Consider the following 25,189-nt stretch of genomic DNA (forward strand, 5'->3'; position numbering starts at 1 on the left):
TTTAGAATCATTCTAAATAAAAGTCAAGAAAAAACTATTTTATTTTCGAATAAATAAGTATGACAATCTTAATCTTTTTTATCGGCTCTACAATTGGTTCCTTTGTAGGACTTGTTGTCGACCGTTTCCCTGAGCATTCAATCATCTCCCCTGCAAGTCACTGTATGACCTGCCAAACTTGTCTCAAATGGTATGACTTAATCCCCGTTGTCTCGCAAATACTTTCTAAAAGTCGCTGCCGCTACTGCCAAGCTAACCTTCCTGTACGATACGCCATTATTGAAGCCTGCTGTGGCCTATTAGCTTTATTTTCTTTTTGGCAAATCCTAACTCCTAGTCAAGCTATTCTCTTGGCGACTAGTCTTTGCCTATCGCTGTACGATATCAAATCACATTCCTTTCCTTTCATAATCTGGTTATTTGTTTTTATACCGATGTCACTCTTTTATCACTGGGAAAACATGACGGTAATACTCCTTTTGATTGGCTTTTTAGCAGAAATCAAAAATATCAGAATGGGCAGCGGAGACTTTCTCTTCCTTGCTTTACTTTCTTTATCTATCGGCTTTCAAGAAATACTATGGCTCATTCAGATCGCCTCAGGTCTAGGTATTTTAGCTCTAACGATAAAAAAAGATAGAGAACTAGCATTCGTTCCCTATCTCAGTTTGGCTTATCTTATTGTCTTAGTCTTCCATCATACCAGCTTGTAATTGATACATTTTCTGGTAGGTTCCTCCTAGAGCTAGAAGGTCTTCGTGGCGACCACTTTCAATGATATGTCCCTTATCTAATACGTAAATGCAATCAGCATCTTGAATCGTTGATAAGCGGTGGGCAATCGCGATAGTGGTGCGACCTTGGCGCATTTTTTCAAGAGAATTCTGCACCAATGTCTCCGTTTCAGAGTCAATATTGGCTGTTGCCTCATCCAAGATAAGCACTTTTGGTTGTGCAGCAACTGTTCTCGCAAAAGCGAGGAGTTGTCGCTGACCTGTTGAGAAGCCTGAACCACGTTCTGCGACAGCGTGGTCGTACTTGTCTGGTAACTTTTGGATAAATTGATCGGCATCAACAAACTCTGCTGCTGCTTTGATTTCCTCGTCCGTCAACTCTTTGTACATCGCAATATTGGATTTAATATCCCCATGATACAAGAATGGATCTTGAAGAACCAGTCCAACATTATCCCTTAACTCATGAGCTGGATAGTTGCGAATATCAATCCCATCGACTAGCACTTGACCGGATTGGAACTCATAAAAACGCATAAAGACATTAATAATGGATGATTTCCCTGAACCTGTCGGACCGACAAAGGCGATGGTTTCACCCTTGTTGACTTTAAAGGAAATGTCATTGAGAATCTGACGTTTGCCATCGTATGAGAAAGACACGTTCTTGAACTCTATGTTACCATCTGTCATCTTAATATCTTGAGCTTCCTGTTTTGGCTCATAACCTGCCTCATCAATCAGATCAAAGACACGGCTAGCTGATACCATCGATGTTTGCAAGACTGAGAAGTTTTGTGTCACTTCAATTAGCGGATCAAAGAGTCGATTAATGTATTGGATAAAGGCATACATCATCCCAGCTGTAATTCCTAAGTCATTCCCTCGATAACCAAAATAAGCCATTAAAACAGCATAAGCTAAGAGTTTTAAGAGACTCATGGCAGGGCGCAAGAAGAGACTGTCTAAGGACATTGAGCGTCTTGAATAATCAAAATGTTGGTCGTTGATAGCATCAAATTCTTCTTGAAGACGTGCTTCCTGACCAAAAGCTTGAATGATACGAATTCCTTCAATACTCTCAGCTAATTTTGAGTTAATTTCTCCCAGGAAAGCTCGTGTTTTGGCAATAATGACAACCGAACGTTTTCGGTAGATATTAACCAAAATAAAGATGAGTGGTAAAAAGAGAACCACAAATCCAGTCAAACGCATGTCCAAGGTTAACATGGTATACAGCGTTACAGTAAAGATGAATATGGCTGAAATGAAACTCGATAAAATACCCGAGAACATCTCACTAACCGCCTCTGTATCATTGGTAATACGAGAGACGATAGTTCCTGCTGGTGTCTGGTCAAAGTAAGACATGCCTAATTTTTCCATATTAGCAAAGGCATCGCGACGAATATCACGGACAATGCTGTAAGACACACGCGCAAAGAAATAATTCCCCAAATACTGGATAACCGTCTGCAAGAGATACATGCCATAATAACCCACTAAAACCATAACGGCAATACCTGTAATGTTAGACAGGTATTGGTCAATAAAGTGAGAAGCCACTAAGGGAATCAAACTCTTAACGACTGATGTTAATAAGAGTAAGGCTAGGGCTAAGATTGTCCATAATTTATAAGGCTTCAAATAACCAATCAATCGTTTAAAAACTTGCCATTGTTGACCTTTAGATGTCATAACCCACCTCCTCTTCTACGGCTTCTGCTAATTGTTGTGATTCGTATGTGCGTGCATACCAACCATCTTGTGCTAAGAGCTCTTCATGGTTACCACGTTCAATAATATGACCGTCCTGCATGACTAAAATCAGATCTGCATGAACCACTGCTGAGAGACGGTGGGCAGAAATAATCGTTGTCTTATCCTGACGACTAGCCTTGAGATTTTCGATAATACTGTGTTCTGTCCGAGCATCAACCGCTGAAAGGGAATCATCCAAAATTAAGATATCAGGATCCAAAATCATGGCACGACTCATGGCAATTCGTTGCCTTTGACCACCCGATAGGGAAACGCCCTTTTCACCAATCAGGGTTTCAAAACCTTCTGGCATAGCCTTAATGTCATCATAAACATGAGACAACTGCGTGGCACGTTCAACCCTGTCAATATCTAAATTGATATCTCCGAAACGAACATTATTAATAATACTTGTTGCAAATAACATCTGATCTTGAGGTACATAACCTGTTAGTTGACGAAGATCTGAAAGATTGTAATCCTTAATATCGTGACCATCTAAAATGATTTGTCCATCTGTGACATCATGTTCACGAAGAAGCAACTTAATCAAGGTTGTTTTCCCAGATCCTGTCTGACCAACCAAACCAAGCGTTTGACCTTTTTTCAAGGTGAAATGAATATCTTCTAAAGTCGTATAAGAAGCATCATCATAATCAAAATGATTGATAGCAAAAGTGATGTCCCCATTTTGAATACTTGGCACTGGATTTTCAGGATTTTGAACATCTGATTCTTGATTTAGCAGGTTTTCGATACGATCGTAAGAGACTGTCCCGCGTTGGACCATGTTAAACAAGAAGCCAATCGCCATCAATGGCCACACCAACATATCAAGATAGGTAATAAAAGTCACTAAATTACCAACGGTAACTTGCCCTTTGGAGACCATAACTGATCCCATAACCAAGGTAAGGGTGTAGGATGCTCCAATAAACAAAAGAACGAGTGGATCAAAGAGAACATCGTATTTTTTAGTGTACATGTTCTTTTTAAAAGTCATGTCATTCGTCTCTTGAAAAGAGGCTAACTCTTGTTCTCGATAGCCAAAAGACTTAGTGACCTTAATACCAGAAACGCTCTCCTGAACCTTGTTATTAAGCTCTGAGAAAGCAGCCTGAGACTCTCCAAAAGCCTTGTGCGTTTTACGTCCAAGACGACTAGTCGCATAAGCCATAAACGGTAAAGGAATGATCGCTACTAAAGTCATTTGCCAGGAAATGCTTAAAAACATGGTCAAGAGGGTCACTGCTGCAGTGACTGAGGCATCCACTGCTGACATAACCCCACCACCAGCTAAGCGTGTTAAAGCATTGATATCATTAGTCGCATGAGCCATCAAATCACCAGTACGGTACTTCTGATAGAAAGAAGGTGACATACGAGTAAAGTGTTCAAATAAACGAGACCTCATGATTTGTCCCAAGCGGTAAGATGTCCCAAGAATGTACATCCGCCAAACGTAACGCAAAGCATACATACCGACCGCTGCTAAAACCAACAAGAATAACTGCCACAATAGCTCAGATTCTTGCAAACTCTGCCTTGTAATCCTATCAATCACTTTCCCCATAATCATCGGGGGAATAAGATTAAGCACTGATACCAACATCAAGGAAATAATGCCAATCACATAGGCTTTTCTCTCAAGTTTAAAAAACCAACCTAGCCTGAGCAAAATATTCTTTGGTTTCACTTTTTTCTCCCTATTTTCCATAACTCTCCTTTTCTTCCATAGGAAAAGGGAGTGGATTGTACCCTCGATAATACTGAGGATATTTCCACTTCCCGTTTTTTGTGTTCGGTTTGATTCTATCAAAGAATCATGTTACAAGCACTTGGCCATCCTCTCAATAAGCACTAACCGGTCAGGCAGCCAATTCTATTGAAACTCCTGTATTCCCTCAAAATAGCCTTATAGAAGAGATAACACTTTTTATTATTATAGTCTTTTCAACTTTAAAATTATAGCATATTAATTCATATCGTGCTTGTTTAACAACTGCTTATTTTTCAACCACTTTACTGTTAAATAGGCTAAAAACACTCCTAAAGCATTTGTCCATAAATCATCAATTTCAAAAACCCTGTTAAACTCAAATAATAAGTCTAGCATTAACTGTGTCACTTCAATAAAAGCACTCATGCTTAAGCCTAGTAATAAAGACTTTTTAAGCCCTGACCATCTATCCCACAGTAAGTGAATACAAATCCCTAAAGGATAAAGGAGAAAAACATTGGCAATGTTTTGTCCCACAACCCAAAACTTTTCCCATAAGCTATCCAACTCATTGAAATATATAAAAGAATTGAATGGTACAAGCAATAATCTTAGGCGACCAAGATAAATAACATTCGGTGTTGTCACACCATCAATGGATGGTTGGGGCATGAAACATATCATCCCAATGAAACAGCCATAGGCTATCATTAGCATCCAAATAAACTTTCGATAATTTGCTTTTAGCTGAGCTTTTTTATTAAAAAATTGTCCTAACATCATACGATTCTTCTAACTTTTCTTGCGAATGGTAAAATGTTGAAGCTGACTGCCAGCCCTATCAGAATCTTTGACAGAACGTTCCTTCTTTTGATTCTGATTTTGCATTTTTGAACGACGTTTTCGACTTGAAAAATGCTCATTGTCATTCGCAGACTGTGAGGACTTAGCCTTCTGCTTAGATGATTTTGACTTCTTAAATTTCTTAGTCTTTTCAGTCTCTTTTCGAACAGCATTACCATCAACTACAGAGCGAGGGGATTTGCGTTTACGATTCCGTTTGCGTTTAGGAAGTTTTTCTTCCTCAAAGACAATTTCTACTGGATGCTCATTTTCTAAAATAAAATAGGCACAACCGAAAGCACAATATTCTTTTAAATAGTCATCAATCCGAGATTGTCGACTTGACTTTCGAATATTATGATCATCAATAAAAAAGCCCTTTAAACGCAATTGTTCACTAGACCAATCACCAACAAGATAATCGTACTTTAAAAGAAGCTCAGAAAAGCGTTGCCCAAATGTTTCTGGATTAAAAGCATCCTTCTCATTATGAACCAATTTAAAATTGATGGTATCATCTTCACTCTTGACCACGTCCCCAAAATGAAGAAATCTAGGCCCTGGGAATTTATTATAGTTAAGTTGCTCAGGTAAAACTTCTTTTCGCAAGAGAAATCCTTTCTATATTAGCCACTAAATGCGTCTTTCAAAATCATTTAGCTATTTTTTCTTTGTCATAATCCCTACTATTATACACTATTTAGACATTTTTGCATCTCTTGACTATACAAAAAACAGGCCCAAGCCTGTTTGTCATTACTCTTTATCTTGATCTGAATATTTATGGACAAGATAGTACTCGCCATCTTTTTCAACAAAATCAAGTGAAACATAGGTCAATTTAGAATCATCAGATTTATAATCACTATAAGTGACATTTAGCATTTTAGAAATCCCATCTCCATAGTTAGATAAGTGGACAAAGGCATCTTTAGGATCACCATATTTTTTTTGAACATCAGTCCATTTAGCGCCGCCATCTCCTGTCTCACGATCACCCTCTGATAATTTATCGTACTCTTCTTTCGTCCAATTAGACTTGTAGTTATTGTTAACCTTGATAGTCTCACTAATTCCATAAGCATTACCACTCGTTAAAATAAAGCTACCATCGTATTGCTTTTCAAAACGAAGACGTGTTTCTTTACGATTAACACCACTTCCTGATTCGTAAGTCAAGGTCATGTCATCCCCTGAAACTTCTGCATTGTTTGCTTTGCCATGGTCTTTGATAACTTCTTTTAGACTTGTGCCTTCCTTGTTATCATAACCAGCAAATTTTAGGGCTGAAAAATTCTTTTCTGTCCAATCAAATTTAGCATTTTTATCAATGTAATCATTGACATCTGTACTATCTGCCTTATCATCAGCATCATCTTCTGAATCTTTATCGTCCTCATCTGAATCAGTTTCTTTATCTTTATCAGTTTCTTGGCTTGTTTTTTGTTCATCAATGCTAGCTTGTTTTTCTTGTGAATGATGGAAAATCAAAGCCCCTAAAGAAGAAAGAAGAACAAGACCTGCTATCGCTGTCGCGATAATAGACAACAGTTTCCCTGGTTTCTTAAGGTTTAAGAAAAGAATAACCCCAGCAAAAATAAGGTTCAAGATGGAAAGCACCAAGAATGTCACCACAAATGGAGTCAGCCAAGCTGCTAGTAGGAAAACCAATGATAGTACCAATGAAACAATTGCTAAAATCATACCAAGATCAAACGATGACTTAGTCGTTCCACTAGTAGTCTGATTAACACTAGGGATTTGGGAACTAACACCACCCACGGGTTGTTTATCTTGAGGCTTATCTACCACCACTGACTTGTCATTAGCTGATGCTGTCTCGACTGAATCTGTTTGATTTTGATGAAAACCAGCAATACTCATGATTTGAGAAGGTTCAAAGCCTCCCTCTTTGGCTGCCATAAACTCATCTGCTGTTGGTTTACGTCCCACAACAGTCTCGAATAATCCTGTCCACTCTTCTTTTGTAGCCATAACTATCTCCTTTTAGTGATATTTGCCTATATTCTAACACACTTTAAATCGTTTTCATAGGTTTTTTCATTAAAATAAAGAATAATTGTGGTATAATTTCATTGATTTATACACTTAGATAGAGGTTACTATGAAAAAATTATGTCTAATTAGTTTAGTTGGTCTTGCTTTTTTAACAGGCTGTGATAAGATTGAGCGTTCCCTAAAGGGTGATGATTATGTTGATCAGAAAAATGCTCTTGAAGAGTCTAAAGAAACTAGCAATCAATATCAAAAAGATATCCAAAAAGCTTTAAAATCAGGAAAAGAAGCCTTTCCTCAACTCTCCAATAAGGTCGCTAAAGACGAGAGTCAAGTTATCCTTTCGACAAGTATGGGCGATATTAACATTAAACTCTTCCCTAAATACGCTCCTCTAGCTGTGGAAAACTTCATAACCCATGCTAAAGAGGGATATTATGATGGCCTAACCTTCCATAGGGTTATCAAGGATTTTATGATTCAAACAGGTGACCCAAATGGTGATGGAACTGGAGGTCAGTCAATTTGGAATGGTAAAGATGACAAGATTGATTCAGGAACAGGGTTTAAAAATGAAGTCACTCCGTTTCTTTTCAATCTCAGAGGTGCCCTTGCTATGGCTAATGCTGGTGCTGATACCAATGGTAGTCAATTTTTCATCAATCAAAACCCGAATAATCAAGCTGACCAGCTCAAAGAAGGAGACTACCCAGCACCAATCATTGAAGCTTATAAAGATGGTGGTAATTTAAGTCTAGACGGTGGTTATACTGTATTTGGTCAAGTGATTTCTGGCATGGATGTTGTGGATAAAATTGCTGCCGTTGAAACTGGTGATGGTGACAAACCTAAAGAAGACGTTACGATAAAAAAAATCACTGTAAAACAAGAAGCTAAGAAATAATAAATACAAAACACAGGTACTGCTTGACGATTCCATCAAGCACTACCTGTATTTTTTTCACTCGCTCTTCATGATTCTATGAACGACTGATTTTAGCAACATCATTGTCAAAAAACTCATTAAGGCTACAACTGCTGTTATGCCAGAAAGAGTGACATCAAAAAACATACCTAAATAATAGCCCAAACTAGCCAAAAGAACAGAGAAGGTAAGACTAAGTAAGGTAAAGCTCAAAAAAGTCTGTGACCATAAACTAGCTAACATAGCTGGAGCAACTAAAAAACTAATCACTGTGATAGAACCTAAACTATCAAAAGCAAGAACAATCGTTAAAGAAACCAAAAACATGAGTAAAATCTTAAGTAATATGACTTTTACGCCAACTAATCTAGCCTGCGTTTTATCAAATAAATAAAGAGACAAACGCCAGAAGGATAACAGGTAAAAGAGAGATAGACTCAAAAAAAGGACAATCCCTCTAACCAAAGCCAGAGGCATATCAACTCCTAGTAATTGACTCCTAACAAAGGGGGCAAAAAGCACTTCTCCCATCAATACCATATCTAAATCTAGATGAACATTTCTAGCAAAGAGAGAAATCAACATAACACCTAGCGCAAAAAAGAAAGTGAAGACTAGACCTGTCGCCGCGTCATGGGCAATTTTTTGACTGTGGATAGTTTCAATCATGATAATTGTTAAAACTCCAAAAACACTTGCACCTATGAGTAATAACGGTGAATAAAGGTCCTGAGTTAAAAAGAAACCCATGACAATTCCCAGAAGAATAGAATGTGATAAAGCATCTGCCACCATACTTTGATTACTAATCACTAAAATATTGCCAATTAAGCTACAGGACATAGCAATAACAATCATTATTAAGAATACTTCAGACACGACCGTTCTCCTTTTGAATATAAGTAGACCAAAGAAAAGCAAGAATTAGACAAACTGTCATACAAATAATAATAGCAGGGCCTGTAGACATCCCAGAAATACTAGAACTCATTAAGCTCCCTAACCAGGCTGAGACAAGGGCCATTATGCTTCCAAATAGTAAGCTTTGCTTATACGTCTTTCCTAAAAGTAAGCCAAAGACACTTGGGGCAATCAAAAAACTACTCATTAAGATAGCACCGACCACTTTTAAACCAACAGCAATCAGAGCTGTCATCAGAACAAGTTGCCCTCCTTTTATCAGACTAAGAGGAAGTCCACTTACTTGAGCAAAGCCTTCATCAAAAAGATAAACGATTAGTCGTTGGTAAAAAAATAAGAAAATTCCCAATACTAATAGCGATACTGCCAAGATCAAATAAAGATCTGATTTTTGAATGAAAGCAGCCTGACCAAAAAGATAAGTCTGAAGCCCTGCCTGAGAAGCGTTTTGATAATGATGATTGCCCTGAAGAAAATTTTTCAGAACCATTCCTAATCCAAAAAAAGAAGCAGATACCAAAGACAAGGCATTGACAAAGCTCTGCCGACTATAAGTATTGATGAGATAGACCAGACGATACGATAATAATCCTGCTAACATGGCACCTAACATTAAAAGCAAAGGATGCCGTGATTCAAAGACCATAAATGCCAGAATTACCCCTGGATAAGAGGCGTGACCGATAACGTCACCAATGAGGCTTTGTTGTTTCAAAACACTGATTGAACCCAATAAGCAGGATGCCAAAGCAAAAATTGACGTTCCAAAGGCTACAGTTACAAAGGAATAGTCAGTTAAAATAGCTAACATATCATCCCTCCCTCCTTAATACCGATAAGGAAGATTGAGGCGAGGCTTGATAAGCCGTTTGGTAATTCTCCTCAGTTAATACCCGATTGATATCCCCTTGATCAATCGTTTTTTTATTTAACCAGACGAGATAATCAAAATACTTGTTTAAACTATGAAGGTCATGATGGATGACAACTGATGTCTTCCCTTCTTTTTGGAAATCACTAAGTATATCCATAATCTTCTGTTCCGTCTTGATATCAACACCGGCTAAGGGCTCATCCATCAGATAAAGTTCAGCCTCCTGAGCCAAAGCTCTAGCTAGAAAAACACGCTGTCTTTGTCCTCCAGACAACTGATTGATTTGTCGTTTTTGAAAATCTAATAAGTCTAATTTTTCCAAAGCAAGTAGCGTTGCTTCTTTGTCTTCTTTTTTCGGTCTCTTAAACCAATTATTAATCAAGGGATACCGACCCATCAACACAATATCAAAAACTCTTGCCGGAAACTGCCAGTTAACCTGACTCGATTGGGGAATGTAAGCGACTTTCTGAGCTAACCATTGGGGAGAAAACTGATCTTTTCCAAGCAGGGAAATCTGCCCAGTTTCTACCTTTTCTAATTGAAGAATACTTTTAAGTAAGGTAGATTTCCCAGCACCATTTGGTCCAACAATAGCTGTACGACTACCCTTAGGAATCGTCAGACTGAGATGAGATAAAGCTTGATTTGATTGATATGATACGGATAAATCCTTAATTGAGATTGCTACTTCCATAATAGATAAGCACTCTTTTTCAGAGTGCTCTTCCTTTCCAATGTTTTATTGAGACAACTTAGACGAGTTAATAGAACAACTGTGTTCAATGATAAGCCTCAACTATCTTTTACTATAATGAATGAGAGAATCACATGCTTCTCTTCCATATCGTTTTTATTTTAATGACTCAACGATAAGATTAGTGTTGTGCTTGTACATGTCGATGTAGCTATCACCATCTTGCCCCTCAGGTGCTAGAGAATCAGAGAATAGTTCCTTACCTTCACCAGTCACAACAGCTACGTTACCACCTTTAGCAGCAACAGCTTCCTGTAGTTTTTTCATGCGCTCAGGATTTGTTGTTGATTCTGTAAAAATCGCCTTGATCTTATGTTCCTTAATTAAGTTAACAGTTTCCATCATATCGCTATTAGCCACCTCTGAATCGGTACTAACACCCTGTGGCGCATACAAGGTAAAGTCATAACGACGAGCAAAATAGTTAAAGGCGTCGTGTGGTGTCACCAAGTAACGACCTTCCTTTGGAATCATAGACAGAGCTTTCTTATTCCACTGGTCTAAGTCATCTAATTCAGCCAGATATTCTTTTGTATTTTTAGCAATATCGCTTCGATGATCCGGCACCAATTCCTTGAGTTCTTTAGAAGCCTCCTTAACTGCTTTCTTATAAAGGTCAATATCAAACCAGAAATGAGGATCTACTACTTTTTCACCATCTTCATCCATAGTTCCGATATCTTTTTTTGAAAATCCTTTGGTAACAGCTGTTCCTTTGGCTTCAAGTGCATCAACCATCTTCCCTTCAAAGTGTAAACCATGGTAAAGGACCAAGTCAGCTTCTTGTAATTTTTTCAAGTCACTTGATTTAGCCACATAAAGATGGGGATCTTCTCCTGCAGGAATAATGAGCTCACGTTTAACATAATCACCCGCTAACTGTTTAACCATATCATTCAAGAAAGACGTCGTTACAGTAACAACCGGCTCTTTATGGTTAACATCTGATGTCTGATGCCCTTCTTTTGAGCTACAGGCTGTGAGCCCTATGAGAACTAAAGCAAGAACCGATAAGTATTTTAGTATTTTTGTCATCCAAAAACTCCTTAATGATGTTTATTAAATAAATTAGGTATACTTAATTTTATAAATAGACTAACCTTTTATTTTACTTTTGTCAACAATTTACCGTAAATTTTGCTATACTTAATGTAGCAAATGAAGTAAGAAAGTAACGATATGACTCCAAATAAAGAAGATTACCTTAAACGAATCTACGAATTAGGTGAAGTGCAAGCCAAAATCACCAACAAAGAAATTGCTAGTCAGATGGGAGTTTCTGCCCCAGCAGCCTCTGAGATGGTCAAAAAAATGATCCATGAAAACTGGATCATCAAAGATAGACAAAAAGGGTATCTCATCACAGAAAAAGGGATGCTTCTCGTTTCTAGTCTCTATCGCAAACACCGCCTAATTGAATTATTTTTAATTAAAGACTTGGGTTATTCTGCAAAGGAGGTGCATGAAGAAGCTGAAATTTTAGAACACAGTGTCTCTGATAAATTTATCGATCGCTTAGAAGAAAACTTGGATTTCCCACAAACTTGTCCACACGGTGGTAGTATTCCTCGAAAAGGGGAACGTCTCAATGAAAAATACACCAAGCGATTATCTGACATCACAGAAGTCGGTACTTACTGTCTTAGACGCTACCATGATCAACTCGAACTTCTCAATTACCTTGAAGAAAACCAGTTTGCTCTATCTGACAGTTTTGAACTAGAAAAAATTGATACTTTTACACAAACCGTGACCATTCGTTTAGCTAAAAAAACACTTATTCTCCCAACAATTGTTACGAAACAACTGTTTGTTGAAAAAGTTAATCATTATACGTAAACCATAAGATATCACACGACATAATGATTTACGACAGTTGGTAGAAATTCAAATGGATTAGTTTTATGATTCTCCCTTTATAAAGGCAACTAGCAGAAATGGCTATGCCAACAATACTTAACGATCAATAAACCGTTTTATATTCTTTCTGAAAATCTTCCATAACTTGATATTGTTAAAAATTCATGACACTAAAAGACCGCCTATCACTAACGCAGACGGTCTTTTAATGTTATAGCTTTTCAAGGAAGGCTACTAATGTTTCAGCTGATTTCTTCCCAGCTTCAATGATAAATTCATCAAAGGTGATGTTGGCATCATGTGCTGCAGTGTCACTCATAGCACGTACAACAACAAAAGGTTTTCCACAGGCAGCAGCGGCTTGCGCAATAGCTGCTCCCTCCATCTCGACAGCTAGTACTTGAGGAAAATGCCCTTTAATAGCATCAATCTTATCTTGACCAGCGATAAAACTATCACCAGTAGCAATAAGTCCCACCTTAGCAGTGACTGAAGCTTCTGCTAAAACATCTTGAAAAACTTTAATAAAGGTTGGCTCAGAATCAAAATAAAGAGGCTGCATGGACATTTGTCCATAGTCATACCCAAAGGCTGTTAAATCAACATCATGGTAAACCAAGCGGTCAGCAACAACAACATCGCCAATAGCTAGACCCTCTGCTACTGCTCCAGCCGATCCTGTATTAATGACAGCATCAACCTCAAAGTGATCAGCCAAGACTGCTACTGACATGGCCGACATGACTTTTCCGACTCCTGATTGTACCAAGACCAGGTCATGATTTCCTAAATGTCCAGTATAGTATGTATTTCCAAGGACTTTTTCCTCAGACTTATCTTCAATTTTTTCCACTAATAAGTGCAATTCCTGCTCCATAGCGGCAATAATTCCAATTTTCATAATGTCTTTCTATAAATAAAAAATAGCTGCCAGCAAAAGTGCAAAGAGTAACAGGACAATCAAAAGAATACGATTGATTTTAGCTTGAAAAGCATTGCGCTTAGCATTCTCTATTCGACGACTCTTGACCACAGGTTTCTCTTTTTTAGCAGAGAAAAATCCTCTATCCCGGAATAGATCAGCTGTCTCCTCTGTCGAAATCACCCTTGTCTCCTGACCATCAAAATCAGTATCGTAGAAATCAGCCAAATCGTCACCACGATTGGCACGATCAATGATTTCATCAGTCAATAATGGTTTTCCCATAACTACTTATTCTCCATGTGCAGTCCAAAATATTGCAAAGCAATGATGGTTTTGGCATCTTGAATCTGACCAGAAGCTACCATAGCCATACAATCATCATAGCTAAGTTCTAAAATTTCAAGAACTTCATCATCATCTTGTGGTAGAGGATTGGGTACCTTTGTTAACTGATCAGCCAAGTACAGTTTGATTTTTTCATTGCAGAATCCAATGGCTGTGTAAAATTCATACAAGAAAGTCAACTCGCCAGCATAGCCAGTTTCTTCCTCCAACTCACGCGCAGCTGCTTCTTTTTCAGAATCTTCCTCACCGATTTCTAGCTTTCCAGCCGGTATCTCATAAGAAATCCCCTCAATAGCCTTACGGTATTGTTTAACCAAAATAATCTTATCTTCTGGCGTAACTGCTAGAGTTGCAACCGCACCATTGTGAAAGACTAACTCACGTTTAGATTGTCCCAATCCATTTGGTAATTCAACATCATCAACGGCGACTGTAAAAATATGACCTTCAAAAATCGTTTCACGTTTTAGCGTTTTTTCTTCAAAATCCATGATAAATCCTCAAAACCACTCTTCGAACTTATTTTTTAGTTGGGTGATGTGGTAGTTTAAGTGCGTAGAACTCTTTGTTCTCCTGACGGCTACGTCCAATAGCGACACTATCCTCAGGAACATTCCTAGTAATCGTTGATCCTGCTGCTGTTAGAGCATTATCCCCAACTTCAAGTGGAGCAATCAAGGTTGAATGACTACCAACAAAAGCATTATCGCCAATAACCGTCTTAAACTTGTTTTGCCCATCGTAATTGACTGTAATGGTACCAGCACCAATATTAACGTCTTTTCCGATTTCAGCATTTCCAAGATAAGTCAAATGACCAGACTTAGTATTTTCACCAAGTTTAGAGGCTTTAACTTCCACAAAGTTTCCGATGTGAACATTTTTAGCTAGTTCAGATCCCGGGCGGATGTGGGCGTAAGGACCAACCGTAACACCATCAGCCAAGACACTATCTTCAATCATAGAGTTAGTGATTACAGCATTAGCTCCAACCTCTGAATCTACAATATATGTGCCATTAGTTAGGACTGTTTCACGACCAATCTTAGTTTGACCTTTAAGGGTAACATTTGCTTCCACCACAACTTCTTCAGCAAGTTCAACATCAATGTCAATATAGGCGCTACCAGGATTTTGGAAAGAAACCCCATTAACCATATGCTTGTGATTGATACGACGACGCATAACACCTTCAGCTGTCGCCAAGGCAACACGGTCATTAACACCTAAACTTTCATCAAAGTCACGCAGTTTGTAGGCACCAACTTTTTCACCGGCTTCTTTGAAAATGCCAATGACATCTGTTAGGTAATATTCTCCTTGAGCATTGTTAGTGTTGATATTTTTGAGAGCTTCAAAAAGGCGTTTGTTATCAAAAAGATAAGTTCCAGTGTTGATTTCAGTAATGGCTTGTTCATAGTCGTTAGCATCTTTTTGCTCAACGATTTTAGTCACTTCCTGATCCTTATTACGGACAATACGACCATACCCAAATGGGTTATCAGCTTCAGCTGTCAAGATAGTTGCTACATTTTTATGACTGATATGATAGTCAATCAAGTTTTGAAGACTATCTCCTGTAATCAAGGGTGTGTCGCCAGCAATGACCAAGGTTTGTCCTTCTAAACCTGACAATTCTTCCTCAGCCATCATGACCGCATGACCTGTTCCTAATTGTTCTGTTTGCATGGCAAATTGTGATTGGTCGCCGAGGACTTCTTTGACCAATTCTGCCTTATGACCAATAACGGTTACGTTTTTTTCAGGTTTAATGGCTGAAACCGCACGAAAAACGTGCTCCAACATGGTAATACCAGCAACCTTATGCATGACCTTTGGAAGGTCTGATTTCATACGCGTTCCTTTACCAGCTGCTAGAATAATCGCATAGTTTGTCATTTTCATTGTTCTCATCAGACATGGGTCCGATAGCCTTTCATACATACTTTAAACCTTAATTATTATAACATAATTAAAGCGTATAAAAAAGCCAAGCTACTGGGCTTGGCTAATTCGACCACTTTTTCATTTAAGATATCGTACTATTTACAGCTTCTTCCAATACCTTCATGACCGCTAGGCTATGAGCCAGAGCTTCTTTGGCTTGCTCTACTTTTTGATGACTAAGGATATCCTCAAAGGCGACAAATTCGGCATGCATGCGATGGTGGTCACCATTGTGGTTAAGGACTTCTGGCGCTTGACCATTAGGTGCAACACTAATCTCAGGTAAGGTATTTGTGGCACCTAGCACCGCCAAGGACCCTTGATTTCCTTGAATAGTCGACTTGATTTCTGCGCTGCAATCTTTAGCACCGATACAAACTGCCTTGAATGCCCCATAATCCAGAACCAAAATCCCAGATGTATCTACACCTCTTTCCATGTTAGCCAGATACTTTACCTGCTCAGGGTGACCAAAAAGGCCAACGACAAAGTGGATATTGTAGATATTGAGATCACGAAGTGCTCCACCGCCCTTTTCAGGGTCAAAAGCAGGTGCAATTTCCCCACGTTTAAAGGCATCATACCGCGACGAATACTGCGAATAGTTACAATTGACAATCTTGATATCGCCAAGTTCTGGTAGTTGTTTTTTGATGGTTTTAAAATTCTCTAAATATTGATTGGTAATGGCTTCAAGTAGAAATAGTCCTCTTTGCTCAGCGATTGCAATCAAGTCCTCTAGTTCTGCTAAACGCAAGGTAAAAGGCTTTTCACAAATGACATGTTTACCCGCTTCAAGGGCTTTTTTAGCATAATCATAATGCAGATGATTGGGAAGTCCTATATAAATCGTGTCAACTTCTTGATTGCTCAAAACCTCATCGTAATCACAACTAGCTTGAGGAATAGCATACTTTTTCGCCAGTTCACGCGCGGTATTAATAGAGCGAGGTGTTGACATGATAGCCTTGAGTTCAATCCCCTTAATCTCTTGCAAGACTGGCAAGACTTCCTTGACAATCATACCTGTCCCTAACAATGCTAATTTCATAAAAATCCGACCTTTCTGTAACCCTTTTCCTTTTCTTCATTTTATCAATAAATTGGTCATAAATCTACTCAGTCGATATCGACTTAAAACGAAAGAACCATTGAGAGACAATAGCATTTATGAACAAGCATAATCAGTACTTTTTACCTTTAGGATAAACCACGCGAAATTCTTCCAAAACGACTTTGGAATCTTCATTAAAGGCTAAGTCTGCTTCTGCTAACCATTCTGTGAATAATTCTTCATGAACCTGACACCAATGCGCCAAACTTCTATCACCTTCACCTTCTTTGAAAGCGTGTTCAGCCGAAACATCTTTAAAGGGCACTACTGATACCTTAGTAATTTCAATGATACAAACGGCATCATCTTGACTATCTAGGACAATATCATAAGATCCGACTTTTGGTAAGGGTTCTCCCTCTAACTCATATAAATCAAAAGCCGAAGCCGTTGCTGTTTTGGTTCCGTCTAAGACTAATTGGGCCAATAAATCTGGCTCTGCTCCGAATGCCCAGGCATCCACCTCATCGCCAATATTGGGATTAATCTGTTGATACACCTGCCACATGTCTAATGCTTTCATCTTCATCTCCTTTTTTACTCGATAATAGGTTTTTGGTAAATGCTAAAAAGTTCTCAATCACTTCTTTATCCTGATCAAACTGACGAAATTGTTGCTGCAAATCCTGCAGTAGGGCCAATTGCTTGGCGATATTAGCTTCTCTTTCCCTAATTTTACCAGAAATAACTATTTTTATGGACTTCTTAAAAAGCTTAGGGACACACTAAGCTTGAAAACTTTGACAGCACACAAGCCTTGAAAATTTTCTGTCAAGTATCGAAAATACTCTAAGAAACAAATCCAAATTCATTTTCTATTTTTCCATCAAGCAGCTCCTAAAAGTTGCAACAAAAGAGATAGTTAACCTTATTGATGATCCTATTTCAAGCTCCAGCCACCATCGATTTTAACGATTTCACCTTGCATGGAAGCCAGTTTTCCCGAAGCTAACATGAGGGTTAATTCCGCAATTTCACCTGGTTCTGTCCAACGACCGATAGGCGTCTCAGAAGCTACCCAGTCTGCCATCCCACCTGGTTCAAAATCCGCAGCCGTCATACCAGTCTTAACAGCACCAGGGGCAATGCCAAAAACTTGAATCCCATCTTTAGCATAATCTAGCGCCAACTGCCGGGTAAGTCCAGCCACAGCGTGTTTGGATGAGGTATAGGCTGCACCACCTCCACCAGCCATAAAGCTGGCAATAGAGCACATAGTAATAATGATTCCTGATTTTCTGGCTACCATTTTCTCAAGATAATACCGAGTAAGCTTAACCGTCGCAAAAAAGTTAGTTGCCATGACCTCTTGAAAATCATCTTCTGAAATCTCAAGAAGGGGTTTATAATCGTCTAAGATTCCTGCGGTGTTACACAAAATGTCAACTTCAGGAACTTGCTCGTACAGCGCAGCGATGTTACCTGTCAAATCCATCTGAAAAAAATGGAAGTTAGGATGAGACAAGTCCGGTTTAGCAGACTTGTCGATCCCGTAAACCGCGTAGCCATGTTCCAAAAACAGTCGTGCTTGAGCCAGACCAATCCCTGACGCTGCGCCTGTGATGAGGACTCGCTTAGTCATTCACTTCAATCCAATCTTCAGCCAAGACGTCACAAGGTGTTGGACTCCACATGCTAAAGCCTTCGTCGTCACCAGTCACGTTGATGAGAAAATAAGGTGTTGCCTCTAGCTTTTGACCATTCACTTCGATGCTGTCAAAGAGTTGCACATAATTTTCAGCGCCGCCCCAACCAGTGCGAACGTATTTTTTCTTTGCCTTTAATTCTGGTAAAATCTCTTCAAATGTCATGATTGTCTCCTTTTAATAAACTATTGCCATTCTATCATAATTTTAAAATAAGGCTAGCATTCTTTCTTTATATCCCCCTATCTAGACTCTTTAAAAACTCTTTTTTAGTAAAGTAAGTTCTCAATCAAAAAAGCTACGAACTTTTACCCACAGTGGTCAAGTTATGATGGGAGTTACATATATGTCCGATATCAATTTATTGCTCTCTACCATCTCTAAAATCCAGCCACATTGAACCCATACTTATAAGCTGCAATTAATATTCCCATTTCCCCTTGACCCCTTTCTTTTATAAACAGTAGATGATGAAAAATGAGGCACAGCATAGTATCCCATTCCACAAACAAGCTCTGAGTTTTATAAAAAGGCTTAGAAAATACTAACCCTTTTACATATCATTATATTAGTGCTGTACTCATCTTTTATCAGCTTCTTTTGATAAACGATAACTGTTAACATAAAAGAGAAATAATCCAAACACCAAACTAGTAATTGGTAATCCGACAGACCAAATTTGACCGCTAACAACTCCTATAGCTACGAGTTTCTTGAGAACACCATTAATCAAAAACGCAAAAATAAGAAAGGAAAACACTCTAAATATTTTTTCCTTGATAGCCATCAATACTGTTGCCAAACCTACTACGACAACAAACAACCAGTCAAAAAATTCTGGAAAACGGAGGTAAATCCCTTTGTTAGCAACCATCGTAGGAAAATTAAAAGTCACATTAAAGAGAATAATTCCTCCGATAAAAATCAAACCAATCAGCCATTTGGACGGATTATCCTTAAAAAGAACCTTAGGTAGCAGAACAAAAAACATCCAACAAACCACCAAAGCGTTGAGACAAGCACCTAAAAACAGGTATAACTCTAACCTAAAATGTCCAGTCGTTGAAAATAGCATTAGCAGTCCAATCCCAAATAAAATCAAAACGGCACTCAAGTAGATACTTGCAAGTTCCTTAAATCGAACTTTTGGAGCATTCTCTAACAGTTGGTCTGCCATACCTTTGGCATCAGTTCCAAAAAAGTCAGCTGCCGTTAAACCATCAGCCTCTGCCATCTTTAAATCACTAGCCATGCTATATACCTGCTCTAAAATAGCTTTTTCATCCTTTAAAAAAGATTTAAACAGCATGTATTCTCTGATATCTTCGAAATAATCCCGGTTCTCATCTAAATAAACTATCGACAATATTGCTAATCTTATCTCGTAAGACTTGTTTTTCACTTGCCATTATATGCTCCTCTTCTGAAACTGTCCAACTTTTTCAACAAGGCTAGACCACTCCTGCCAAAATTCTGTTAGATAGATTTCCCCATCTCGTGTAATAGTAAAATACTTCCGGTCTGGACCATCTGGCGAAGGTTTTATCTGTCCCCTGATATAACCTTTCTTTTCTAATTTTTGAAGAAGAGGGTAAATAGTGCCTCCAACCATATTTTCAAAGCCAGACTGTCTCAGCTTTTGAACTAACTCATAGCCATAAATCTCTTCTTGAGCAATCATTTCTAAGACACAACCTTCTAAAACACCTTTTAATAACTGTGTTTCTCTCACATGCATCCTCCACTCTTACTCATTATGATCATCGTCTGAAATAACGCCTGTTAGGAAACAAAGTCCGATGATAGCCATTGGCAAACCTATGAACCACATCTTAGTGATAGCCCATAATATCATAGCATTCACAATAAAAATGATCCCAATTGTATGACTTGTTTTCATCATAATCCCCTTAGCTTGTTTTACCTACTAGTTCTTAATTTAAGTATAAAACATTTTATCTAGTATGTAAAGCAAAATAGTGTTTCGATAACTAAAAAAGCTGGAAAAATATCCAGCTTAATGTTTATGATCGTCCTAATAGTTTTTTGACACTATCAATAGCCTTTTTCTTGAATGGTCTTGGGTAATAACGGAAGGTTCCCATCTTACGGACAATGTAACCGTTGAAATTTTGTTTAAATCGAAGGACACCATCACTGCCATCAAATACTCCTTGAATACCTAGAAAGTTGTAAGTTGGAATGCCACGCTTAATAGCCTCCAACATGACATGTTCCTGTAGGGCAACAGGTGCATAAAATTTATTAAATTCAGGATAGGAACCACTGAATAGGTAAATCGCTTCACGATCAGTGTAGACAAAGAGGCTACCAGCCATAACCACATCTTCGGAACCATATTCCGCAATCAACTCCTTAGCTTCAGACATACGTTTTTCAAACGTCTCAGCCTGCGACTGATACTCTTTTTTCATGTTTTGGTATTTTCTAGAATCAGGATTAGCAGCTAATTTCTCCCCTAAATCTGACAGTTTAACTCCTAGATTTCCCAAATCATTTTGGAGATTGGTTAAATAATCTTGGAAATTAATTTCTGCCACCATAAACTCACAGTTATCACCAAAAGCATCATAAAAGTCTTCATAATAGTCCAAAGCCTTATCTGAATACTCACGACGCTCCGACGTTGATGACGTAATCTCTTTAAAGACAGGGAGTTCTGAGCGCTCCAAGCGGCGCAATTTGGTTCCAAATGACGCTGCCTTATTAGCTAGTGGTTTCCCTTTTTTCGAAAAAGACTTGCGCAAATTCTGAGCAGTAATGCCCTCTAAAGACTTGACATACAGCCAGTCTGGTTCACCACCTGGGTAACCTGTCTGTAAACCATCATGGCTAAATCCTAAGTTAGTCAAAGTTTCTAACAAGTCTTTACGCTCTTCATCCGCAGGCTCACCATCACTTGTGAACTCTTGATAAGTGTCGTAAGGCTTGATAATCAGTTCTAAGGCATTATTTTTTTGGGCAAACACTTGCAATTCTTTGTAAAATGCTTCAAGATAGGACGAATCCTGACTTGCAGGTCCAGTATTCATCTCCATGTGCTGACCACCAGCCATAGCCTTGCTATATAAAATTCCTGCAACTTGAATCGCACCATCAGCTTCTAAACCCATAAAATGAATAGAAAACCCACGCTTACTCAAAAGCTCTGCCATTTCCAAAGACTGTGTAAAAGAAATCTCTGAAAACTGCGATAGTGCAACTCTATACTCTTCTTTACTTAATTCTACTAATACCATCTTAAATCCTTTTCTAGAATGCTTCCTAACCATTATAACAGAAATAAGAATAAGACAGAACTCTTAAGCCGTGGATATCTTCACTCAAAATGTCTATTTAAAATGACATAAAAATCAAACAACGACCTTTAAATGGTATATCATAACATTAAAACACCCAGAGGAGACCTCTCATGCTCAATGATATCATCACATTGATTGCTATTACTATTGATCTATACTCAATGACTATCAAAATCAGATGAAACAGATTGAAAAAAGCCTTAAAAGACAAGAAAAAATAAGAGGGAAACCTCTTATTTGAGAACGTAGACAAACCTAATTTTATTTCAAAAATGTTTTACGCTGATTTACAAAAATAATCCATTTTAGCGAGCGAAGCGAGCCCAAACCGAAACTTTCCGATGTGATAAAAGTGGCTGAAACACTGTTGTTTCAGCCACTCGGAAGATTTGAAACTCTAGGTTCAAATCTTAGGCATGGAATCCTAAAGGGAGTCGCTGCCGTCCGCTATCACCTAAGGAAAGTTTCAAAAAGACTTTGTCTTCAATCATGACCACCCGTCTAACGGGTGGTTTGAACAGGGGCTATAAGCCCATATCACCAGCCAGCGTCTAAAGATGCTGGCTTTCACTTTGTTCAAGCCTAATCGCTCTTGACTCGTCACTTGCCTCTTAAAGAGGCGTTGGTATTACTTACCATCATCCCTAAAGGGATCTTCATATTCTTTTACGCTCAATTTATCTAAGGCTATATCATGTTAATTCGCCTTCTTATTTCTAAGCTCATGAAGAAATCATCCACTGGATAATTTCTTTGCTCTTGAATATATTTTTTATCGTGGCTTCGTTTAGTTCAACTGTACTCACATAATACCCCTCTGCCCAAAAATGGCGATTCCAAAATTTATATTTGAGATTATCGTGTTTGTCAAACATCATAAGTGCGCTTTTACCTTTAAATATCCTATGAAACTTGAAATGCTAATTCTTGGAGGAATACTTACTAGCATATGTACATAATCTGGCATTAAATGACCTTCTATTATTTCAACTCCCTTATAGCTACATAAACGGCGAAAGATTTCGCCTAGACTACTTCGATATTGATTGTAAATTACTTTTCGTCTATACTTAGGTGAAAATACTATGTGGTAGAACACATCCACTTAGTATGTAATAAACTGTGTGCCTTTTGTGCCATATTTTACTCCATTCGCTTTACATTAGGCTTGAACACCTTTATCGTATCGCGTTTGGAGTTTTTGGGGTATAGCCTTCGATGCGCACCCGCATAGCGGGTGGTTTATTTGTTTCGCACCTGCGGAGCGAAACAGACTTAAAGTTGTAATCTGAAATAAGAGGGAAACCTCTTATTTTTTGATATTATCCAATAACTGACCCATTTGGCACACTGCCATCAACAGTCAAGACTGTCAATTTGCCATCATGTTCTGCTGAGAGAATCATGCCCTGGCTAACATATTTTTTCATCATTTTACGTGGTTTAAGATTAGCAACGATTTGCAACTTCTTACCAACTAATTCTTGTTCATTCGGATAAAATTTAGCGATACCTGAAAGGATTTGACGGTCCTCACCATCACCAGCATCCAAGCGGAAGCGAAGCAATTTATCAGAGCCTTCTACTTTTTCCACTTCTTTGACTTCGGCAACACGGATTTCAACGGCATCAAAAGTTTCAAATTTAATCTCGTCTTTTTCCGATTTGAGTTCGATGTCTTCTGGGTTCCATTCTTTTTCTGCAGCTGGTTTACCGGCATTCATTTGATCCTTGATATAGTTGATTTCTTCTTCCATTTCCAAACGTGGAAAGATTGGTGTCCCCTTAGCAACGACTTGAACGCCACTTGGAAGACCTGATAGTTCAAGGTGTTCCAGGTCAAAGTCAGTTCCCAATCCAAGTTGTTCCATGATAGCATTTGATGTTTCCATCATGAAAGGCTGGATGAGGTGAGCAACCACACGAAGACTAGCTGCCAAGTGCGCCATGACTGCCGCCAACTGCTCCTTATCGCCATCTTCTTTAGCCAAGACCCAAGGTGCAGTCTCGTCGATATACTTATTAGTACGAGAAATGATATTCCAGACAGCTTCTAAAGCTCTCGGATAATCCACTGCATCCATATTTTGGTGATAAAGCTTGAGGTTTTCAGCAACAAAGTCAGATAAATCAGCATCAAAGTCAGTGACATTTTCCTTGTAATCCGGAATTTGACCACCAAAGTATTTGTTAATCATAGCAACCGTACGGTTAAGAAGGTTACCAAGGTCATTTGCTAATTCATAATTGATACGACCAACATAGTCCTCTGGTGTGAAGGTACCATCAGAACCAACTGGAAGGCTACGCATGAGATAGTAGCGTAGGGAATCAAGACCGAAACGTTCTACCAACATTTCTGGGTAAACCACATTACCTTTTGATTTAGACATTTTACCATCTTGCATGACAAACCAACCATGGGCTACCAAGCGATTTGGCAATGGTAACTCAAGCGCCATAAGGATAATTGGCCAGTAAATCGAGTGGAAACGCAAGATATCCTTACCAACCATGTGATTAACTTCTGGATTAACCGTAAAGTCCCAAGTCTTGCCAGAATCATCTGTCCATGATTTCGTCACGGTATTTGCCAACCAGAACTTATCAAAGTTTGCTGAGTCTGATTGCCCATAACCAAGTGCTGTCGCATAGTTAAGCAAAGCATCAATCCAAACGTAAACAACGTGTTTAGGATTTGAAGGGACTTGAACACCCCAAGTAAAGGTAGTTCGAGAAACTGCCAAATCTTCCAAACCAGGTTCAATAAAGTTTTTAAGCATCTCGTTCATACGAATGTTGGGGCTGATAAAATCAGGATTAGCCTTGTAGAAGGCAACCAATTGATCAGCGTACTTGCTGAGTTTGAAGAAATAAGACTCTTCTGAAACAAGCTCAACTTCATGACCAGACGGTGCCACACCACCGATGACATTTCCTTCATCATCACGGTAAACTTCAGCCAACTGACTTTCTGTGAAGAATTCTTCATCAGAGACAGAATACCAACCTTGATATTCCCCAAGGTAGATATCGCCTTTTTCTAAAAGACGCTCAAAGACCTGTGCTACCACCTCTTCATGATAGTCGTCTGTCGTACGGATAAATTTGTCATAGGAAATATCGAGGAGTTTCCACAATTCTTTAACACCAACAGCCATATCGTCAACGTATGCTTGGGGGGTAATACCTACTTCTTCAGCCTTAGACTGAATTTTTTGACCATGTTCATCAAGACCAGTTAGGTAGAAAGTGTCATAGTTCATCATGCGTTTGTAACGTGCTAAAACATCACAAGCAATCGTTGTATAAGCAGAGCCAATATGCAATTTCCCAGATGGGTAATAGATTGGCGTTGTAATATAAAATGATTTTGTCATTATCTCATATCCTTTCCGTGCAAATGAAACACGTCTATAGTAACACTTGATTATAGCATATTTTCATAGGATATTTCAAAGGGTTCAGAAAACTCCTA

At 38.6% G+C, this 25,189-nt stretch carries 26 protein-coding genes and 1 pseudogene; 3 read left to right on the plus strand and 24 right to left on the minus strand.

Translation table 11 applies throughout. The features are described from left to right. The first annotated feature begins 59 nt into the window (after positions 1–59). Positions 60–713, plus strand: coding sequence for a prepilin peptidase (locus C0J00_RS07655; protein ID WP_104968323.1), 654 nt, complete (start codon positions 60–62; stop codon positions 711–713). On the opposite strand, the gene C0J00_RS07660 is transcribed toward C0J00_RS07655, so the two are convergent. From C0J00_RS07660 to C0J00_RS07680, 5 genes are all read right to left on the minus strand, one after another. Next, positions 687–2,432 (minus strand): ABC transporter ATP-binding protein, encoded by a 1,746-nt coding sequence (locus C0J00_RS07660; protein ID WP_104968324.1) that lies wholly within the window; start codon positions 2,430–2,432, stop codon positions 687–689. The genes C0J00_RS07655 and C0J00_RS07660 overlap by 27 nt on opposite strands. Next, entirely contained in the window at positions 2,422–4,212 is a 1,791-nt protein-coding gene (locus C0J00_RS07665; RefSeq protein WP_104968325.1) for an ABC transporter ATP-binding protein, read from the minus strand. The genes C0J00_RS07660 and C0J00_RS07665 overlap by 11 nt, the downstream gene beginning before the upstream one ends. A 258-nt stretch (positions 4,213–4,470) precedes the next feature. Then, positions 4,471–4,998, minus strand: a complete 528-nt coding sequence (locus C0J00_RS07670; RefSeq protein WP_233995834.1) for a VanZ family protein — start codon at positions 4,996–4,998, stop codon at positions 4,471–4,473. A 9-nt stretch (positions 4,999–5,007) separates the two neighbouring features. Then, positions 5,008–5,667 (minus strand): YutD family protein, encoded by a 660-nt coding sequence (locus C0J00_RS07675; RefSeq protein WP_104968326.1) that lies wholly within the window; start codon positions 5,665–5,667, stop codon positions 5,008–5,010. Positions 5,668–5,814: 147 nt separating this feature from the next. Further along, positions 5,815–7,053 carry a hypothetical protein gene (locus tag C0J00_RS07680; RefSeq protein WP_104968327.1) on the minus strand — a complete coding sequence of 413 codons (1,239 nt, stop codon included), beginning with the start codon at positions 7,051–7,053 and terminating at the stop codon, positions 5,815–5,817. A gap of 130 nt (positions 7,054–7,183) precedes the next feature. Here C0J00_RS07680 and C0J00_RS07685 point away from each other — a divergent pair, with 130 nt between their 5' ends. Then, positions 7,184–7,978, plus strand: coding sequence for a peptidylprolyl isomerase (locus C0J00_RS07685; RefSeq protein WP_104968328.1), 795 nt, complete (start codon positions 7,184–7,186; stop codon positions 7,976–7,978). Between the two features lie 57 nt (positions 7,979–8,035). On the opposite strand, the gene C0J00_RS07690 is transcribed toward C0J00_RS07685, so the two are convergent. The 4 genes from C0J00_RS07690 to C0J00_RS07705 form a co-directional block, all read right to left on the minus strand. After that, positions 8,036–8,857 carry a metal ABC transporter permease gene (locus C0J00_RS07690; protein WP_407697205.1) on the minus strand — a complete coding sequence of 274 codons (822 nt, stop codon included), beginning with the start codon at positions 8,855–8,857 and terminating at the stop codon, positions 8,036–8,038. Positions 8,858–8,870: 13 nt separating this feature from the next. Next, positions 8,871–9,731 carry a metal ABC transporter permease gene (locus C0J00_RS07695; RefSeq protein WP_104968330.1) on the minus strand — a complete coding sequence of 287 codons (861 nt, stop codon included), beginning with the start codon at positions 9,729–9,731 and terminating at the stop codon, positions 8,871–8,873. 1 nt (position 9,732) lies between these two features. Continuing rightward, positions 9,733–10,491, minus strand: a complete 759-nt coding sequence (locus C0J00_RS07700; protein WP_104968331.1) for a metal ABC transporter ATP-binding protein — start codon at positions 10,489–10,491, stop codon at positions 9,733–9,735. Positions 10,492–10,647: 156 nt separating this feature from the next. Beyond that, entirely contained in the window at positions 10,648–11,586 is a 939-nt protein-coding gene (locus C0J00_RS07705) for a metal ABC transporter solute-binding protein, Zn/Mn family (RefSeq protein WP_104968332.1), read from the minus strand. A 144-nt stretch (positions 11,587–11,730) separates the two neighbouring features. Here C0J00_RS07705 and C0J00_RS07710 point away from each other — a divergent pair, with 144 nt between their 5' ends. Then, positions 11,731–12,390, plus strand: coding sequence for a metal-dependent transcriptional regulator (locus C0J00_RS07710; RefSeq protein ID WP_104968333.1), 660 nt, complete (start codon positions 11,731–11,733; stop codon positions 12,388–12,390). A 232-nt stretch (positions 12,391–12,622) separates the two neighbouring features. Here the strand turns inward: C0J00_RS07710 and C0J00_RS07715 are convergent, their stop codons facing one another. From C0J00_RS07715 to metG, 15 genes and pseudogenes are all read right to left on the minus strand, one after another. Next, complete coding sequence (locus C0J00_RS07715) at positions 12,623–13,312, minus strand: 5'-methylthioadenosine/adenosylhomocysteine nucleosidase (protein ID WP_104968334.1); 690 nt, start codon at positions 13,310–13,312, stop codon at positions 12,623–12,625. A 9-nt stretch (positions 13,313–13,321) separates the two neighbouring features. Then, positions 13,322–13,618: a cell wall synthase accessory phosphoprotein MacP gene (gene macP / locus C0J00_RS07720; protein ID WP_104968335.1), complete on the minus strand. Its 297-nt coding sequence runs from the start codon at positions 13,616–13,618 to the stop codon at positions 13,322–13,324. Between the two features lie 2 nt (positions 13,619–13,620). Then, positions 13,621–14,172 (minus strand): NUDIX domain-containing protein, encoded by a 552-nt coding sequence (locus C0J00_RS07725; protein WP_104968336.1) that lies wholly within the window; start codon positions 14,170–14,172, stop codon positions 13,621–13,623. 28 nt (positions 14,173–14,200) lie between these two features. Continuing rightward, positions 14,201–15,580: a bifunctional UDP-N-acetylglucosamine diphosphorylase/glucosamine-1-phosphate N-acetyltransferase GlmU gene (glmU, locus tag C0J00_RS07730; RefSeq protein ID WP_104968864.1), complete on the minus strand. Its 1,380-nt coding sequence runs from the start codon at positions 15,578–15,580 to the stop codon at positions 14,201–14,203. A 130-nt stretch (positions 15,581–15,710) separates the two neighbouring features. Beyond that, on the minus strand, positions 15,711–16,679 hold the full coding sequence (locus tag C0J00_RS07735; RefSeq protein WP_104968337.1) for a Gfo/Idh/MocA family protein: 969 nt from the start codon (positions 16,677–16,679) through the stop codon (positions 15,711–15,713). 133 nt (positions 16,680–16,812) lie between these two features. Beyond that, positions 16,813–17,265 (minus strand): ASCH domain-containing protein, encoded by a 453-nt coding sequence (locus C0J00_RS07740; RefSeq protein WP_104968338.1) that lies wholly within the window; start codon positions 17,263–17,265, stop codon positions 16,813–16,815. Beyond that, positions 17,225–17,365 (minus strand): hypothetical protein, encoded by a 141-nt coding sequence (locus C0J00_RS10465; protein WP_158667327.1) that lies wholly within the window; start codon positions 17,363–17,365, stop codon positions 17,225–17,227. Before C0J00_RS10465 ends, C0J00_RS07740 begins: the two co-directional genes overlap by 41 nt. 257 nt (positions 17,366–17,622) lie before the next feature. After that, entirely contained in the window at positions 17,623–18,324 is a 702-nt protein-coding gene (locus tag C0J00_RS07745; RefSeq protein WP_104968339.1) for a 3-oxoacyl-ACP reductase, read from the minus strand. Next, entirely contained in the window at positions 18,317–18,553 is a 237-nt protein-coding gene (locus C0J00_RS07750; protein WP_104968340.1) for a DUF2829 domain-containing protein, read from the minus strand. Before C0J00_RS07750 ends, C0J00_RS07745 begins: the two co-directional genes overlap by 8 nt. 415 nt (positions 18,554–18,968) lie before the next feature. Then, positions 18,969–19,697: a hypothetical protein gene (locus C0J00_RS07755; protein WP_233995835.1), complete on the minus strand. Its 729-nt coding sequence runs from the start codon at positions 19,695–19,697 to the stop codon at positions 18,969–18,971. A 99-nt stretch (positions 19,698–19,796) separates the two neighbouring features. Further along, on the minus strand, positions 19,797–20,120 hold the full coding sequence (locus C0J00_RS07760; protein ID WP_104968866.1) for a PadR family transcriptional regulator: 324 nt from the start codon (positions 20,118–20,120) through the stop codon (positions 19,797–19,799). A gap of 15 nt (positions 20,121–20,135) precedes the next feature. Beyond that, a complete protein-coding gene (locus C0J00_RS10500; RefSeq protein WP_199773962.1) occupies positions 20,136–20,288 on the minus strand; it encodes a hypothetical protein in 153 nt (50 codons plus the stop codon). 124 nt (positions 20,289–20,412) lie between these two features. Beyond that, complete coding sequence (locus tag C0J00_RS07765; protein ID WP_104968341.1) at positions 20,413–21,648, minus strand: aminoacyltransferase; 1,236 nt, start codon at positions 21,646–21,648, stop codon at positions 20,413–20,415. 691 nt (positions 21,649–22,339) lie between these two features. After that, positions 22,340–22,851 (minus strand): annotated as a pseudogene (tnpA, locus tag C0J00_RS07780) (IS200/IS605 family transposase). A gap of 182 nt (positions 22,852–23,033) precedes the next feature. Next, positions 23,034–25,091, minus strand: a complete 2,058-nt coding sequence (gene metG / locus C0J00_RS07785) for a methionine--tRNA ligase (protein WP_104968343.1) — start codon at positions 25,089–25,091, stop codon at positions 23,034–23,036. Positions 25,092–25,189: the final 98 nt, after the last annotated feature.

It is taken from the genome of Streptococcus pluranimalium (assembly GCF_002953735.1).
GTDB lineage: Bacteria > Bacillota > Bacilli > Lactobacillales > Streptococcaceae > Streptococcus > Streptococcus pluranimalium.

What these genes read in the sequence shown, in the direction of transcription:
- C0J00_RS07655 (WP_104968323.1), top strand. Translation starts at nt 60, where the DNA reads ATGACAATCTTAATCTTTTTTATCGGCTCTACAATTGGTTCCTTTGTA.
- C0J00_RS07660 (WP_104968324.1), bottom strand. Translation starts at nt 2,432, where the DNA reads ATGACATCTAAAGGTCAACAATGGCAAGTTTTTAAACGATTGATTGGT.
- C0J00_RS07665 (WP_104968325.1), bottom strand. Translation starts at nt 4,212, where the DNA reads ATGGAAAATAGGGAGAAAAAAGTGAAACCAAAGAATATTTTGCTCAGG.
- C0J00_RS07670 (WP_233995834.1), bottom strand. Translation starts at nt 4,998, where the DNA reads ATGATGTTAGGACAATTTTTTAATAAAAAAGCTCAGCTAAAAGCAAAT.
- C0J00_RS07680 (WP_104968327.1), bottom strand. Translation starts at nt 7,053, where the DNA reads ATGGCTACAAAAGAAGAGTGGACAGGATTATTCGAGACTGTTGTGGGA.
- C0J00_RS07685 (WP_104968328.1), top strand. Translation starts at nt 7,184, where the DNA reads ATGAAAAAATTATGTCTAATTAGTTTAGTTGGTCTTGCTTTTTTAACA.
- C0J00_RS07690 (WP_407697205.1), bottom strand. Translation starts at nt 8,857, where the DNA reads ATGATTGTTATTGCTATGTCCTGTAGCTTAATTGGCAATATTTTAGTG.
- C0J00_RS07695 (WP_104968330.1), bottom strand. Translation starts at nt 9,731, where the DNA reads ATGTTAGCTATTTTAACTGACTATTCCTTTGTAACTGTAGCCTTTGGA.
- C0J00_RS07700 (WP_104968331.1), bottom strand. Translation starts at nt 10,491, where the DNA reads ATGGAAGTAGCAATCTCAATTAAGGATTTATCCGTATCATATCAATCA.
- C0J00_RS07705 (WP_104968332.1), bottom strand. Translation starts at nt 11,586, where the DNA reads ATGACAAAAATACTAAAATACTTATCGGTTCTTGCTTTAGTTCTCATA.
- C0J00_RS07710 (WP_104968333.1), top strand. Translation starts at nt 11,731, where the DNA reads ATGACTCCAAATAAAGAAGATTACCTTAAACGAATCTACGAATTAGGT.
- C0J00_RS07715 (WP_104968334.1), bottom strand. Translation starts at nt 13,312, where the DNA reads ATGAAAATTGGAATTATTGCCGCTATGGAGCAGGAATTGCACTTATTA.
- macP (WP_104968335.1), bottom strand. Translation starts at nt 13,618, where the DNA reads ATGGGAAAACCATTATTGACTGATGAAATCATTGATCGTGCCAATCGT.
- C0J00_RS07725 (WP_104968336.1), bottom strand. Translation starts at nt 14,172, where the DNA reads ATGGATTTTGAAGAAAAAACGCTAAAACGTGAAACGATTTTTGAAGGT.
- glmU (WP_104968864.1), bottom strand. Translation starts at nt 15,580, where the DNA reads ATGACAAACTATGCGATTATTCTAGCAGCTGGTAAAGGAACGCGTATG.
- C0J00_RS07735 (WP_104968337.1), bottom strand. Translation starts at nt 16,679, where the DNA reads ATGAAATTAGCATTGTTAGGGACAGGTATGATTGTCAAGGAAGTCTTG.
- C0J00_RS07740 (WP_104968338.1), bottom strand. Translation starts at nt 17,265, where the DNA reads ATGAAAGCATTAGACATGTGGCAGGTGTATCAACAGATTAATCCCAAT.
- C0J00_RS07745 (WP_104968339.1), bottom strand. Translation starts at nt 18,324, where the DNA reads ATGACTAAGCGAGTCCTCATCACAGGCGCAGCGTCAGGGATTGGTCTG.
- C0J00_RS07750 (WP_104968340.1), bottom strand. Translation starts at nt 18,553, where the DNA reads ATGACATTTGAAGAGATTTTACCAGAATTAAAGGCAAAGAAAAAATAC.
- C0J00_RS07755 (WP_233995835.1), bottom strand. Translation starts at nt 19,697, where the DNA reads ATGCTGTTTAAATCTTTTTTAAAGGATGAAAAAGCTATTTTAGAGCAG.
- C0J00_RS10500 (WP_199773962.1), bottom strand. Translation starts at nt 20,288, where the DNA reads ATGAAAACAAGTCATACAATTGGGATCATTTTTATTGTGAATGCTATG.
- C0J00_RS07765 (WP_104968341.1), bottom strand. Translation starts at nt 21,648, where the DNA reads ATGGTATTAGTAGAATTAAGTAAAGAAGAGTATAGAGTTGCACTATCG.
- metG (WP_104968343.1), bottom strand. Translation starts at nt 25,091, where the DNA reads ATGACAAAATCATTTTATATTACAACGCCAATCTATTACCCATCTGGG.